This window comes from Nocardioides jejuensis (assembly GCF_004337475.1).
Classification (GTDB): Bacteria; Actinomycetota; Actinomycetes; order Propionibacteriales; family Nocardioidaceae; genus Nocardioides; species Nocardioides jejuensis.
Genome location: NZ_SJZJ01000005.1, coordinates 60,502 through 75,962, shown reverse-complemented (window position 1 = coordinate 75,962; position 15,461 = coordinate 60,502). Strand labels below are relative to the sequence as shown.

The window sequence follows — 15,461 nt, the reverse complement described above, 5'->3', positions numbered from 1 at the left end:
TGTTCCCTTCCTTGGTGGGGGCGGTCCCCCAATGCCGAGCAATCTAATTTCGTTGCGATGTGCAGTCGATGGGCAGAACTACCCACTCACGAGGAGCGGGCGACCTGCACCATCGATGAGCGACCCGACCCGACGAGGAGGCCTCGTCCGACCGGGAAGTCGTTGCGGTTGATGCGCGGGAACGCGGTGTTGAACATGCCCGCGCCGCTCTCCTGGTCCGGCTGCAGCGCCAGGCCACGTCGGGCGCTCTTGACCAGGCCGAGGAAGCCCATGCCGGTCTTGACGGTGCTCACCTCGCCTTCGGCGATGAACCACTGCTCCTCCGCCACGCAGGCCTTCACCAGCTGCTGGAACGCCGCGTCGGCAGGCGTGTTGACGAAGTCACCCGCCGCCTCGACGACCACCATCACCGGCGGCGCGCCGGCCTCACGCGCGTGGAGCCGCGCGGTCAGCTCGGTGGCGTTGCGGACGGTGTCCTCGACGGTCGTCGACGACGAGGCCCAGAACGGCTGTCCCGCGAGCGCGGAGCGACGCGGGCCGAACCAGTGGAGCTCCGCTCCCGGGTGGGTACGCCGCATGGACGCGACGAGCGCCGCGAGTGCCGTCGAGCGGCCGCTGCCCGGAGGACCGATGAGAAGGAAGGCTCCCGACGGGTCGACGTCGGCCGGTGCCAGCGTGTCGCCGGCGAGACCGAGGGTGACCAGACCGTGGCCGGGGACCGGAAGGTCTGCGAGGGCGACCTCGGTCTGCAGGCTGATGATCGGCGGCGCCGCTGCGACACCGGCGTCACGCATCGCCGCGGCGAGCGCACGGACCTGCTCGGCCTGGCTGAGCGCGTCGGCCTTCTCGCCGAGGACGGCCACCTGGATCTGGCGTTCGCCGTCGATACCCCGCCCGGCCGGCGTCGTCTCGTCGAGGACGTCGTTGGCGACGCCGAGCATCGCGTAGTCGTCGGGGGTCGCCATACGCAGCACGACCCGGCGCTGGACGGCAGAGGACATCGCGGTCGTGAGGCCGGTGCGGATCTCCGCCGACATCACCACGTGCACGCCGACGGGGCGCCCCTCGCTGGCGATGGCGGTCAGCAGGTCGATGTACTTGAGGCGGTCGGCCGTCTCGTAGGCGGACCGGAACGCCGCGATGCCGTCGACGAGCAGCAGGATCCGGGTCTCGTCCGGCTGCCCCGCGAGGCGGCGGTAGTCGGTGATCGTCGCGGCGTTGACGGCGGCATAGCGCCCCGAGCGCTCGTCGACGACCTGACGAAGCCAGGTGAGCAGCCGGACGATCCGCTCGTGATCCGAGCCGGGGATGATGCTGCCGACGTGCGGCAGGTCCTCGAGCATCGCCAGCCCGCGCGAGCCGACGTCGATGCCGTAGACGTGGCACGGGCCGCCCCGGTGGGAGAAGCCCGCCGCCAGCGCCAGCGAGCGGAGCAGCGTGCTCTTGCCCGAGCCGCCGGTGCCGTAGACGGCCAGGTTGCCCTCGCGGTCCGGGCGGAAGGAGACCGCCGGCTGGGTCTGCCGCTCCGGATCGTCCGCGATCGCGAAGGTCAGCTCCTCGTCGCGCCGGCGCGTCGGCAGGGTCGCGATGTCGTAGACCGGACGCAGCTCCGGCAGCCAGGCCTTGCGCGGCGGGCGCAGCTCGGTCAGCTCGTTGGCGGCGATGATGTTCTGGACGAGCTTCTTGATGTCGGTCTCGGCGCGGTCCTTGTGGGCGGCCGGGGGCTTCTCGATCTCCCACCGGCGACGCGCACCGAGGCTGAGCTCCTCGACCACGATCTCCGGCGGCTCGGGCTCCGACGACGTCCAGCCGCCGGCGTACGCGGTCTGGAAGGTGGTCAGGCGGCGCGGGCCGGACTTCGACATCGCGCGGCCCGGGATGGCCGGGTCGAAGTGCGCAGCAGCATCGGTGCCGAGGACGTCGGTCGAGTCCATCTCGTCGGCCATCCGCAGGGCGACCCGGAGGTTGGTGTTGGCGCGCAGGTTGTCCTTGATGACGCCGGCCGGACGCTGGGTCGCGAGGATCAGGTGCAGGCCGAGGGAACGTCCACGCTGGGCGACGTTGACGACGCCGTCGACGAACTCCGGCACCTCCTTGACCAGCGCGGCGAACTCGTCGACCACGATGACCAGGCTCGGCGGGGCACCAACGATGCCGTGCTTCTCCATCTCCTGGAGGTCCTTCACGCCGTGCTCGGCGAAGAGCTCCTCGCGGAAGTGCAGCTCGGCACTGAGCGAGGTCAGCGCCCGGCGCACCATCGCCGGCGAGAGGTCGGTGACGAGGCCGATCGTGTGCGGCAGCTCGGTGCAGTCGGCGAACGCCGCGCCACCCTTGTAGTCGACCAGCAGGAACGTCACGCGCTCCGGGCTGTGGGCCGCCGCCAGCGAGGTGATCCACGACTGGAGGAGCTCGGACTTGCCGGCACCCGTCGTGCCGCCGACGAGGGCGTGCGGACCGTCGGCGCGGAGGTCGAGGGCATGCGGACCCGCGGCAGTCTGGCCGAAGACGGCGCGCAGGTTGCCGGCACGCTTGGGCCGCTCGGCGGGAGCCTTGGGGCCGGACAGGAGCGAGTTGTTCTCCAGCCAGCGCTCGACGATCACCTCGGGGTGGTCCTTGAGCTCGTGGCCCAGCAGCGCGAACTGGGTGACCGACCGCGGCAGGTCGCTGGCGTCCTCCGAGCGGGCACCGGCATCGACGACGGGCGCCAGCGTGCGGGCCACGGTCATCGCGGAGGCAGCGTCGAGGCCGTCAGCCGTCACCGGGCTCACCGTGTCGCCCTCGACGACGAAACCGACGTGCGAGGTGCCGTCGGACGGCACCAGCTCGAGGAAGACCCGGCAGGCCGCGGGCAGCGTCCGTGCCGTCGTCGCCAGCCAGATCACGTGGATGCCGAGCGCCGGGCCGCGCTCGGCGAGGTGGACCAGCCGGGCGTGGTCGGCCGTCGTGCCCGGCTCGACCAGGACCATCACGGCCGGGCGCAGCTCGTCTGCCTTCGCGGCCACCCGGGCCTCGACCAGCGACTCGAGCTCGGCCAGCAGCGTGCCGGTGCCGACCGGCGTACTCGCGAGGTGGTCGCAGGTCAGCGGGCTGCTCGCCGGCATGGTGTGCGGGAGCCAGGTCATCCACGACCAGTCGGTGGCGTTCTCCGCGGCGAGGAAGCCGGTGACGACCAGCTCCGACGGCGCGTGCAGCGTGACCGCCTGGACCATCAGCGCCCGCGCCACCTCGAGCAGCCGCCGCCGCGGACCGGCGACGCCGATCGCCGTCTCGCCCAGGACACCGACGACCGGCACGCCACGCACCAGGCGGTGCTCGTCGACGAGGCCCTCGTACTGCTGGACCAGCTCGTACGGCGCGCGGCCGACGCGGGCGGTGGCGAACGACGACCGGGTGGCCAGCGCGCCCAGGCCGAGCCGCAGCTCGACGAAGCGCGGCTGGTCCGGTCGCCGCGACCAGACCAGCGGGCCCAGCTCGCGGACCGCCTCGGTGCAGTCGACGACGGAGGGGTACTCCGCCAGCCGGGAGGCGACCTCCTCGGCCTGCACGCTGTCGATGTGCTCGGCCAGCGCGGCGAGCTCGGAGGCGAACTGGGCCTGGAGGTTCTTCCACTCCTTCTTGGCCGAGATCCGCCCCTCGATGACCGACAGCGTCGCCATGAGCGGCGACATCACGATGAAGATCAGTGCACTGACCCGATGGGTGACCAGGTAGAGCAGCGGGCCCATCAGCAGCGGCGCGACGTAGATGATCGGCGAGAGCTTGCGAGGCGTCGGCTTCTCCGGCGCCTCGACCACGTCGAAGGTCTTGCCCTCATGCACCTTGAGGACGACGGGCGAGCGGATGAACTCGACCTGTCCGGCGCTCTGCGTCGGCGTCGCCAGCTGCGTGACGGTGAACTCCGTGTCACCGATCCGGACGCGGTCGGTCGGGCCGAGGATCGCGCGGACCGACGGGTCGCCGTCGATGTGGAGGCCGTTGGCCGACCCCTGGTCGATCACCTCGATCACGTCGGAGACGTTGACGCGGACGTGGCGCCGCGAGACGAGCGGATCGGACAGGACGAGGTCGCAGTCGGCCTCGCGCCCGATGATCACCGAGCCGACCGCGAGCGGGAACTCACGGCCCGCGTCGGGGCCGGAGACCACCGTGAGCTTCGCGGCGGCGTTCTGGACGGAGGCCGCGGAGTAGCGGTCGCTCGCCGGCGCCACCGTCAGGGTCACGCCGGACGCCAGACCCGCCTCACCCACGTGCAGCGTCGGGTCGAGCAGGCGTCCGTGATCGGCGAGCGCGAGCGTCACCGCACGGTCTGCGAGCCGACCGCCCTGCGGGTCGGACGCCGCGAGGTGCTGCGCGAGGTCGCCGATCGTCGCCGTCGCATCGAGGTGCGCGACGAGGTCGGTGGCAGAACCGCCGGGTCGACGCAGGGTGAACTTGAGCTTCACTTGCTGGCCCCTTCGAGACGACGGAAGCTGGTGAGGTTGAGCGCCACCTTCCAGCGCGCCAGCCGCGACAGCGGCTCATTCATGCGAGCCCGCTGCTCGTCGACCTGCTTCCAGACGTGCTCGGCCTGCTCCTCGGTCGGGTCGGTCCGCCCGAAGACACCGGCGTCGGCGCTGCTCGCCACGTCGCGGAACCCGTCGACCGGGATCGCGGCCGCCTGCTCGCGCCGGGTCGCGCGCCCGCTCACGGCGTGGCCGTGGTCGCGGGCGTGGTCCAGCAGGTCACGCCAGGCCGCAGCCACCCGCGCGGCGGCCGTGCCCGTCGTACGACGAAGGCGCGTGCGGCGACGCTTGAGGAAGAGGACGAGGCCCACGAGGGCAGCAGCCACGAGGAGCGGCAGCACGACCCACTTGAGGATCCACCAGACGAACCCCGGGACCTGGAACGCCGACGAGTGGTGCTGGTCGAGACGGTCCAGGCTGTCCTCGACCGGGTCACCCGCGCTCGACGGCGGACGCACCGGCGCCGGAGGCGGGATCACCTTGCCGGCAACGAGCTTCTCCCGCTGCGGAGCTTCCTGCTCCGGCGGGGTGTCGCTCATGAAGTCTTCCTGCGTGAGCGTCCGCCAGGTGCCGTCTGCCGCGCGGAGCTCGACCCAGGCGTGGACGTCCTTGCCGGCGATGATGCCGCTGGCCGGGACCTTGGCCCCCATGACCACGCGTGCCGGGACGCCCGCCTGGTTGGCCAGGATCGCCATCATCGCGGCGTACTGCTCGTCGTCGCCGGCCATCTGGTGGTCGGCGCTGGTGAACTCGCTCAGCCGCGACAGGGAGTGGCCCGGGCGGAACTGCTCGGCACCCGCACCACCGTCGGTGTACTTGCCGGTCGCCTTCATCTCCTTGGCGATCTCGATGACCCGCTCCAGCGGGGTCGAGGCCGTCTGGCCGGCCATCTGTGCGGCCAGGCTCTGGAAGCGGCTGGCTGCCTCGACGCCGGGCAGGGAGCCGGCCCAGGTGGTCAGGCCCTTGTCCAGCTTGTCGTCGGGAAGGACCGCATTGAACGTGTAGGTGTCGCCCGGCTCAATGCCGCCCGGGATGACGCCGGTGTCGGTGGCCAGGTTGTAGCGGAACGAGTCCACCTGACCGGACAGCCCGGTGCCGAGCTTGATGCCCGTCAGCGCGCCCGCCTCGGGCAGCCAGACGCCGCGGTAGCCGTCGAGGACCTTCACCTGCGCGCTGACCGCCTTGCCCGTGGCCGGGTTGGCGATCACCGAACCGACCTTCTGGAAGGTGTCGGCATTGCCCGGCTCGAGACCGGAGTCGTTGGCGGCACCGAAGACGATGCCGTTGTAGCTGTCCATGCCGGCGAAGCGGATCCGGGTGCCCTCGGGCAGCCCCTTCACCTCGAGCAACGGCTTGTCGTGCAGCTTGTACTGCGACGGCCCGCTGTAGTCCTTCGTGTACTTCCGGAACGACGCCAGCGGCGACGGGTACTGCCCGACGTCGAACGGCGGCTCGACCCATGTGCGCAGGACGGTGCGGTCCTCCGACGTACCGGGCAGGTGGGGGCCGACGACCACGGCGCCGAGGGCGGCGAGGCCACACAGCCCGGCACCCAGCAGGACCCGGCTGCGGTTGCGGCTGCCGATGGTGACCGTGGCCGACTGCCACCGCGACCGGATGACGACCCAGGCGATGCCGAGGACGGCGACCAGGAGGCCGGTGATCGCCAGGTGCTGCGCGTCCTGGACCCCGAGCAGGATGACGGCCGCCACGAGGGCGAGCGCGCCGACGAGCGGCACCCACGCGGAGCGCAGGCGGCGCGCCAGCGTCAGCGTGCCGGCGCCCGCGACCAGGCCGAGGAGGTACGGCAGGGCGAGGAGCGGGCCGCCGTCGACCGGCGGCAGCGTGGTCAGCAGCTCCTTCCAGCCGTGCACCGACTTGTCGGCGAGGTCGATGAGCGTGCCCGGGAGAGGCAGCGCCGAGGCGGCGCTGTGCGGCCCGGCGATCGCGCCGCCGAGCAGGAAGAACGCGACCACGACGAAGAGCGCGAGGACGACGACCGGCTGGGCCAACTCGACGGCCAGGTGCGCCAGCACGGCGCCGAGCACCAGACCGAGCACACCGGCCAGCAGGAAGGTCCAGCCGTGGAAGGTGTCCTTGAAGCCGTACATGGCGATCGTGCCGAGACCGAGCACGAAGAGCAGGTCGACCAGCGCCCGCCCGGTCGGAACGATCGATGCCGTGCGCGCCATGTCAGAGACCCCACTTCAGCAGGCCGGGGAGCTCGGACAGGGTGCCGAGCGTGAGCAGGGGCAGGTCCGCGACGGCCTTGAGCGACGCCGATGCCTGCGGGTCGACGATCATCGCGAGCTTCGCGACCTCGATCGGGAAGTGCGCCGCTGCCCGCTGCAGCGTGGAGAACGGCGCGTGCGGTCCGGTCACGAGACAGACCAGGCTGGTGTCGGGCGCGAGCCGCGCGCCGCGTCCGGCGACCTCGGTGATCCGGTCGCCCGTCAGCTCGGCACGCGAGCAGGCATCGAGCGCGGAGCGGCCGGTGCCGCGCGTCATCGCGTGCTGCCCGCTGAGGAACGTCGCGTCGAAGCCGTCCATGATGGCGCGGACCAGGAGCGAGGCCGCCGTACTGATCGCGAGCTCGTAGTCCTCCGGATCGCGGTACGACGCCGGGTCGGCGTCGACGATCACGTTGATGTGGGAGCGGCGGGTGTCGAGGAACTGGCGCACCAGCAGCTGGCCGTGGCGTGCCGAGGAACGCCAGTGGATGTGCCGCAGGTCGTCGCCCGGGGCGTACTCGCGCAGCGCGTGGAAGGCCAGGTCGCTCTGGGAGATGTTCTCCGAGACGTTGCCCTCGAGGTCGCGGATCAGGCCGGCGCCGAGCGGCTCGAGCGGCGTGATCACCGGGTGCACGAAGATCTCGTGCACGTCGGACCACGTGACCTCGCGGCGGAAGAGTCCCACCGGGTCACCGCGACCGGTCGTCACCGGGCCCACCTCGATGACACCGCGGCGCTCGGTCGGTACGACGAAGAGCTCGGCGTGGGTGGTGCCCGGACGCAGGGCCGGCAGGTCGAACGCGACTCCGCCCTGCCCCACGGGCAGGTCCAGACGGACCGGCAGCAGCGGCGACTTCGCCTTGTTGCGGACCTCGACCTCGCCCGTCACCGGGTCGCCCACGGTCACCCGCGGCGGCTCGGTGGTCAGCCGCACCTCGAGGTTGGTGTGGCCGATCATGAAGAGAGCAGCGAGCACGAGAAGGACGAGGATGCCGGCGGCAACTACTGCCATCTCGCGCCAGCCACCCCACGCCGCCGCGACCCAGGCGATCACACCGACGACCAGCAGCGCCCGCGCCGCCGGGGTGAACGTCGCCCAGGCCGGGCCGATCCTCCGGGCCACCGGAGCGCTGACCTCGGCCGCGCGCTCGCGCGCCGTGGTCAGGACCGGAACGACCCGGGCCGTCGCGGCACGCACCGCTTCGGTCGCACTGCGCACGGCACCGGCCGTCCGGCGTTCACCGGACGACTGGACGCGCTGTCCCTTCACTCGGGCCATCGGATCAGGCGACCCGCTCGCTGGGCGGCGCGACGTCGTCGAGGAGCTGGCTGATGACCTGCTCGACGGTGACGCCGTTGAACTGCGCCTCGGCGTCGAGGAGCAGACGGTGGCAGAGCACCGGCACGGCCAGGTCCTTGATGTCGTCGGGGATCAGGTGGTCGCGACCATCGGCGAGCGCCCAGACCTTGGCGACGCGGACGAAGGCCAGGCAGCCACGCACCGAGAGGCCGAGCTTGACGTGCGGGTGGCGACGCGACTCCTCGGCGAGCTGCGAGACGTAGCGGACGATCGCGGCATCGACGTGGACCTTGTCGCCGAGCTCGGCCATCTGGGCCACGGTCGCCGAGGTGATGATCGGCTCGACCAGCGCTGCCCGGTCGCGCACGGACGCGTTGAGCAGCAGGTCCACCGTCGAGGCCTCGTCCGGGTAACCGACCGACGTCTTCATCAGGAAGCGGTCGAGCTGCGCCTCGGGCAGGCGGTAGGTGCCGGCCTGCTCGATGGGGTTCTGCGTGGCGATGACCATGAACGGCTTGCCGACGCTGTGGGTCGTGCCGTCGACGGTGACCCGGCCCTCCTCCATGACCTCGAGAAGAGCCGACTGGGTCTTGGGCGAGGCGCGGTTGATCTCGTCGGCGAGCACGATGCTGTGGAAGATCGGGCCGGGGTGGAACTCGAAACCGCTCTTGTTCTGGTCGTAGACCGTCACACCGGTCACGTCGGACGGCAGCAGGTCCGGGGTGAACTGGATGCGCGAGTTGGTGCCCTGGATGGTGTTCGCGAGGGCGCGCGCCATCTGCGTCTTGCCCGTGCCCGGGTAGTCCTCGAGCAGAAGGTGGCCCTCGGCCAGCAGACAGGTCAGCGCGAGCTTGACGATGTTGCGCTTGCCGAGGACGGCCTTCTCGACGTTGTCCGCCATCTTGTCGAAGGTCTGGCGGAACCACTGCGCCTGGTCGGTGGTGAGGGACATCAGTTCTCCTGGGTTGTGCGAATCGGGAGGGAGGGTCGGTAGCCCGGGCTACCAGGCATTGCCGGATCTGGCGGACTCGCCGGACCGTGAACAGGTGGCGTAGAAGCCGTTGGTCTTGCCGTTCCAGGCGCCGCTGTTGGCCGTGGCGTTGCCACCCTGGGACCAGCTCCACCAGACGGATCCGTCGGAGACGTTGTGCAGGTCGCACGAGACGCCGCCGCTGAAGCCGCTGGTCGTCACGTCGATCCACCAGCACGTCGCGGCACACGCGCTCTGCGCGCCCGGACATCCCGAGCCGGAGCAGGAGGCGCCCTTGCTCACCGAGACGTTGAGCGGCGGCGGCGGGTTGGCTCCGGTTCGGGCACCGTCGGAGGCGCTCTTGCCGGCGCGGCCGTGCCCGCTCGCGTCGGTGACCGTGAGGGTGTAGGTGACGTTGGTGGAGTAGCCGAGCGTCTCGCCGCCGGACTTGTTGAACGCTCCGTTGCCGGAGTCACCCTGGGCGATCACGCCGTTGACCGAGCTGCGTACGACCCAGTGCACCGGAGCGCCGTTGGGGTCGACCGAGATCGACCAGTTCGTCGTCCGGTCACCCGCTGCCGGGCTGTCCGGCGTCGCGTTGATCGACACTCCGCCGATCGGACCGTAGGTGACCACCTGCGCCGAGTTCGACGTCGCGCACATGTTGGCCGAGCCGCCGTTGCACTCGCTGAGCGTGACGGTCGTGGTGCTGCCGTCCGGGAGTCCGCTGATCGTCCGGGTGACACCGCTCTGTCCGGCGTTCGGGAAGGTCCAGGTGCCGCAGGCGCCCGAGCTCGACTGGCAGGTGACCGTGTTGGACTTGCCGTGCGACGCACCCACGTTGAACGTGATCGTCGCGGTGCCGTCCTGACCGGTCGGCTTGAGGCTCGTGATGGCCGGCGCGGCGGGCGGGGCGGACGCCTCGATCTGCTGGGCACTGCCCCAGCCCGAGATGTGGTTTGCCTTGTCGGCAGCGGACGGCTCGCGCGGGGAGTCAGCCTCGGCGTTCTTGGCCTGGACCTGGTAGCTGTAGACGGTGCCGTCGTTGGTGACCTCGTCGTTGCACGACGTGGCCGTCGTCCACGTGCAGACGATCGTCGTGCCGCTGCCGCTGCTGCGCTGGACCTGGTAGGACACGGGACCCGGGCCGTTGGCGCCCACCGGTGCCCACGAGACGTTGATCGCCTTCGAGGCGTTGCCGGGCCGGTTGGTCGGCGAGAGCGACGGCGCACCCGGAGCAGCCGGCTTGCCGGCACCCGTGCCGGTGACGCTCGTGGACGGGCCGCTGTTGGTCTGGATGCCCTTCTTGTTGAGCGCCATGATCTTGACCGTGATCACGTCGCCGTTGGGCGCCGACACAGTCTTCTCCAGGGTGCTCGCGGAGACGTCAGCGACGCCGCCCGGCCAGGAGACGCGGTACTTCTGGACGTCGGAGCAGTCACAGGGGGCCGGCTTCGACCACTTCACGGTCAGCGCGTTGTCCCGCTGGCGAACGACAGTCGGGTCGAGCGGCGGGCCGGTCAGCGCGTCCGGGGTCGCCTTGGCGGTGTTGCTCCACTCCGACCAGCCGCCGTTCTGCTGGGTGGCGTTGTGCGCGCGGACCTTGAAGGTGTACTCGTCACCGTTCTTCAGACCCGTGACCCGGCACGGGGAGCCGGAGCAGTGGAAGGTGCCGCTGCTCGGGCCGGAGTACTGCACCTCGTAGCCGTCGATGCGCTTGCCGTTGTTGTCCGGCGTGCGCCAGTTGAGGGCGACGGTGTTGGCGAGCATCTCCTGCCCGGCTACCAGACCGGTCGGTGCGCTGGGGCGGGCCACCACGGCGAGCTCGACCTCGCCGGTCGCCTGCGGACGACCGCTGGAGGTGCTGCCGTCGACGTCGCTGACGGCCAGGCGATAGCGCATGACGCCGCTGGTGTCCGGGAGCGGCGTGAACGTGACCTTGGTGCCCTCGATCGAGCTCTTTGCGGATGCTCCGCCCTCGGCGGAGACCGACATGACCTTGACCTTGCGGCTGCTCGACGGCAGCGGCGAGCTGAGGTACTGCTCGACGTTGACCGTGACCGGCTTGCCGGCCTCGGTGTCGAGATGGATCGGCGCGAGCTTGGGTGCCGGCAGCGCGACGACCCGGACCAGCAGCTTGCCGGTCGCGGCGTAGCCCTTGGCGCCGACCGCGATCACGCCGGTGTCGCCGCGGTGCGCGTCACCGCTCGCCTCCAGCTGGACCCGGCCGCCGTCGGTCGAGACGTCGACGCCCTTGACCTCCTGCTTCCAGTCAGCCGTGAACGACAGCTCGCGGGCCTGGCGGGGGTCGCTGGTCCACACGTGACAGACCGAGGCGATGTCGATCGACTTGCTGACCCCACCCTCCGGCACATCGATCGGCATCGAGGGGCAGTTGATGACCGGCTTGAGGTCGCCCACCTGCACCGGCACCGAGATGAACGCCGTGTGCGCCTCCGGGTCGGTCAGCTTCGCCCGGTCGGACACCTCGAAGACCACCGAACCGGGACCCTCGCTCTTCGTCGCGGTCAGCTCCAGGGCGTCCTTGTCCTTGCCCGTGGCCGTCAGCCGCTCGGCCGGCGAGGCGCCGATCCCGTCGACCGTCGTCAGCACCACCGGGTCGCCCTCGGGGTCCTCGACCAGATCACTCAGGTCGACATCCTTCGTCGAACCCGGCTTCATCTCGATCGACGCACCCGGCTTCAGAAACGGAGTGCCCGTCGGCTTCGCCGGCACATAGATCGCACCCGCCGCCGCAGCACCCTCGTCATCCAGCACCCGATAGGCCAGCACCTGCGCGACGTCCTTGACCGGGATGGAGACCTTGCCACCGTGGATCGCCGGCTGGTCGCCGTCCTGGCTCTCACCGATGCCGGAGACCTGGTCGAGCTTCAGCTTGTCCTCGGGGCCGTCGACGTCGAAGACCGCGGCGAGCACGTTGACGTCGACCGTATCGGCGCCTGCCTTGGGAGTGGCGAACAGGTCGCGCGTGATGGGCGGGTTGTTGTAGCCCTTGCGTCCCTCGATGCTGACGACTCCCCGGGACTCCGCGAGGCCATTGGTGATCGTGTACGTGACGTTGCGGGTCTTGCCGTCCTCGGGAGCGTGGACGCTCACGGGACCCTGGTCGGACTGGAGCTTGACGTCCGTGCCGGTGTCATCGAGCGGGAGGATGTCGACGCGCGTGCCGGGCGTGCGCAGGTCGTTGCCGAGGGCATCGACGTCGACGGTGCGCGCGGGGTCGGCCAGCCACGAGTCGTTGACCGCGACGGGGGCCTGGGGCTCGCCCGCCTGCACCACACCGACCCGGGCGTGGCCGATGGCGGACTCGCCGAACGGGTCGGTCACCTCGTAGGTGAAGTCATCGGTGCCGGTCGCATCCGGATACGCCTGATAGGTCAACGAGTTGGCACCGAACGCCAGGATCCGGCCGAACTTCGGAGCCGTGGCCACACCCGTCACCGCGACCGAGTCGCCGTCCGGGTCCGACCCCGTCGGCGGCAGCTTCAGCGTCACCAGGTCGCCCTGCACCACCCGGCCCTCCAGCGCGCGCGGCGTCGGGGCCAGGTCCGGGTTCTTCGCCGACGGCGCCGGCGTGATGTGCACCTTCAACGTCCCGATCGCCGTCTCCGCCGTCGGATCGCCGGTGTTCTCCACGACGTACTGCACGTCGACATCGGTCGGACCGGTGACATCGGCCGGAGCGACGTAGCGGACCTGACGACCCGACACGTACGCCGTGCCCACCTTCGGCAGGACACGCAGCTCACCGATCGGCTCCACCGACGCATCCAGCACCAGACCCACCGGATCACCCGACGGCGTCGCGTCGTTGTCGAGCACCGGCGCGGCGGCGGTGTCGCCCGCACGCACCGTGATCCGGTCCGTCTGCGCAATCGGCGCATTCTCGGCACCGGACAACGCGTCACGCTGGGTCACATTGACCGACCCCTCGGCCGTCGCATCACCGTTGCTGATCGTGTACGTCACCGACTGACTCTTCGGCGACATCGCGCCGTCGATCGCGTTGACCCGCAGCCAGCGACCATCGATGACGGCCACCTCCAGCTGGCTGTCCGGGCTCGACGGCTGGGCGTTCTGGACGACGAGCATGCGGCCGCGCGGGTCGAAGTCGTTGGCCAGGACGTCGATCGTCACCGGGGACAAGCCGTGGACCGCCGAGACGTCAGGGGTGGCAACGGGCCGGTTGCCCTCCGGCGTCTGCGGGGTGATGTCGACGCGGATCTTGCCGTCCGCACGTGCGGCGGCACCGAAGCCCGCGCGGTAGTCGAGGAAGTACGTGCCCGGTCGCGACCCGGTGACGGTGACCTCGCCGGACTCGAGGTCGGTGTCGACGTCGAGACCGCCGGTCGGGGTGACGCGTCCGGCCAGGGCGAGCTTCGCGCCGGCGTCCGAGCCGTCGGCACCCGGGATGTCGTTGTCCAGCGGCTTCACCGTGATCGGACCGTTGACCTCACCCGACACCACGTCCGGTTCGGCCTTCGCGGGCTCGGTGCGCGTGCCCGCGGGCACCACCTCGACCTTGACCGACCCCGAGCTCGGAGTGCCCCCGGTCGTCACCGTGTAGCTGACCGTCTGGATGCCGCCCTTGCTGCCCGGACGGGCCTCGGCACGGATCAGACCGAGCGCGGTCGTGCTCACGTCCAGATCACCGCTGGCCTTCACCGACTGCACGATGACCGGGTCGCCATAGTCCTTGTCGCGCCAGTCAGGCGTGACCGCGAACTCGACGACGCCGCCCGCGGCGACCGGGTAGCTGTGCGCCTCGGCGTTCTCGCGCAGCTTCGGCTTGCCGCTGCCGTTGTCGCTGCGCAGCGTGAGCTTGACGTCGCCGTCGGCCTGCGAGGTCTTCTTCCCCGTGCCGTCGCTGATCGTGTAGCGGAAGTTGGCGATGCCGCTCGCACCCGGGTCCACGGTCGCGAGCAGCGACTGCCGGTCAGGAGCGATCCGGACGTGGACGTCGTCGCGGGTGACGCCCTTGACGTCGACGATCGACAGGATGCCGTCGGAGGCGATCAGGTCGTTGTCGAGGACGTTGAGCACCGTCGTACGCCCGTCACGGGCACCGAGCTCATCGGTCTTGGCCTGCGGCGGCTGCGTCGTCTTGGCCTCGGTCTTGTGGGCCTTGGAGTCGTCCTTCTTCGAGGTCTCCTGACGGAACGCCTCCCAGTTAGAGATCAGCTCGGGCTCGGAGTCGGTGACCGTCCAGGTCATGCCGCTCTTCTCGTCGTTGAGCACGATCTCGTTGCGGTTGACCCGGAAGACCAGCTCTGCGCCGTCCTTGATGTCGAACGTGTTGACCGACGCCTTCGCATCACCACAGGCGGTGACCAGCGTGCCGGTCTGGCCGCTCCCCCACGCCGCGAAGGCGCAGCCGTTGGCCATCTCGACGGGCGCCGCGGCCGAGGCCTGGGCACCGACCTTCGCGACCTCGTGCGTGCCGCCGCCATCGACGGCGACAGCAACCAGCGCGTCGCGCGTGGCCACGAGGACGTCGTCGCTCTCCGGGCCCGCCTGCTGGACCTCGGCGCCCGCGCCGACGTTGCCGAGCGAGTCGGAACGGGTGAGCAGATTGCCCTTGTCATCGACCATCACCGGCGTCTGACCCACCACGGTCATCGCCGCGAGGTCGCCCTCGTGGTCCGCCGACAGGTCGTCGACCTCGGGCTTCTCGAAGGTGTCGGCTGCCCGGCGCAGGGCGACGACCTTGCCGTCATCGCCGGACGCTGCGTACAGGGTGCCGTCCGTGCCTGCCGCGCCGACCGCGTTGCCGCCGACGGTTGCCACAGGCTTGGCGTCCTTGGTGACGCCGGTGAGCTGCGCGGTGCCGGTGTCGGGGTCGACGGTCGTCGCCCACAGCTTGCCGGTCGAGTGGTCCAGCGCGCCGAGGCTGCCGCCACCGAAGAGCGTGGCCGAGCCCGCGGCCGTGACGGCCTGCTCGTCGAGTCCGGTCGCCATCGCGGCGTCGATCGGGAGCAACGAGTTGGAGGCGCGGTTGAAGGAGATGACCGCCGACCCGTCCTGGAGGACATCAAGGTTCGGGTTCGAGGTGTAGTCGGCTCCGTCGAAGACCCGGCCGTCGATCTGGGCGACCGGCACGTTCTGCCGACCGACCGCACCCATCGACTGGTTCGTCACCCACACGCCGCCGTCGTTGAGCTCGGCCTTGTGCACGGGATACCCGTCAGCGTTCACGGCGTACGTGACGAGCACGCCGGAGACCACGGCCAGCGCCGTCCACGACGCCACCGTCACCTTGTGGCGGCGAAGAAATGCCCGAGTACCACCCCGAGAGCGCACGTACATCCCCCTTGTGCGTTGCAAGTTCTGAGTCAACGTAGCGTCAAGCGGACTAGACGTCGATGGGTCGCCGGTGAATTCACCACGATCCGGATGGGGAGAACTACCCGGTGCCGCCACCCGGCGTCCCCGCCCGG

The 15,461-nt window shown here is 70.7% G+C and carries 5 protein-coding genes; all 5 read right to left on the bottom strand.

Going from position 1 to position 15,461, the window contains the following annotated elements:
* Positions 1-86: 86 nt before the first annotated feature.
* Genes EPD65_RS04725 through EPD65_RS04705 form a run of 5 tightly spaced genes read right to left on the bottom strand, consistent with a single transcriptional unit; the run spans position 87 to position 15,273 of the window.
* Positions 87-4,442, bottom strand: coding sequence for an FtsK/SpoIIIE domain-containing protein (locus EPD65_RS04725; protein WP_131582015.1), 4,356 nt, complete (start codon positions 4,440-4,442; stop codon positions 87-89).
* On the bottom strand, positions 4,439-6,694 hold the full coding sequence (locus EPD65_RS04720) for a transglutaminase-like domain-containing protein (protein ID WP_131582014.1): 2,256 nt from the start codon (positions 6,692-6,694) through the stop codon (positions 4,439-4,441). Before EPD65_RS04720 ends, EPD65_RS04725 begins: the two co-directional genes overlap by 4 nt.
* Position 6,695: 1 nt before the next feature.
* Positions 6,696-8,012 carry a DUF58 domain-containing protein gene (locus EPD65_RS04715; RefSeq protein WP_131582013.1) on the bottom strand — a complete coding sequence of 439 codons (1,317 nt, stop codon included), beginning with the start codon at positions 8,010-8,012 and terminating at the stop codon, positions 6,696-6,698.
* Between the two features lie 4 nt (positions 8,013-8,016).
* On the bottom strand, positions 8,017-8,985 hold the full coding sequence (locus tag EPD65_RS04710; RefSeq protein WP_131582012.1) for an AAA family ATPase: 969 nt from the start codon (positions 8,983-8,985) through the stop codon (positions 8,017-8,019).
* A gap of 48 nt (positions 8,986-9,033) precedes the next feature.
* Positions 9,034-15,273 (bottom strand): Ig-like domain-containing protein, encoded by a 6,240-nt coding sequence (locus tag EPD65_RS04705; RefSeq protein ID WP_131582011.1) that lies wholly within the window; start codon positions 15,271-15,273, stop codon positions 9,034-9,036.
* Between the last annotated feature and the right edge of the window lie 188 nt (positions 15,274-15,461).

What these genes read in the sequence shown, in the direction of transcription:
- EPD65_RS04720 (WP_131582014.1), bottom strand. Translation starts at nt 6,694, where the DNA reads ATGGCGCGCACGGCATCGATCGTTCCGACCGGGCGGGCGCTGGTCGAC.
- EPD65_RS04715 (WP_131582013.1), bottom strand. Translation starts at nt 8,012, where the DNA reads ATGGCCCGAGTGAAGGGACAGCGCGTCCAGTCGTCCGGTGAACGCCGG.
- EPD65_RS04710 (WP_131582012.1), bottom strand. Translation starts at nt 8,985, where the DNA reads ATGTCCCTCACCACCGACCAGGCGCAGTGGTTCCGCCAGACCTTCGAC.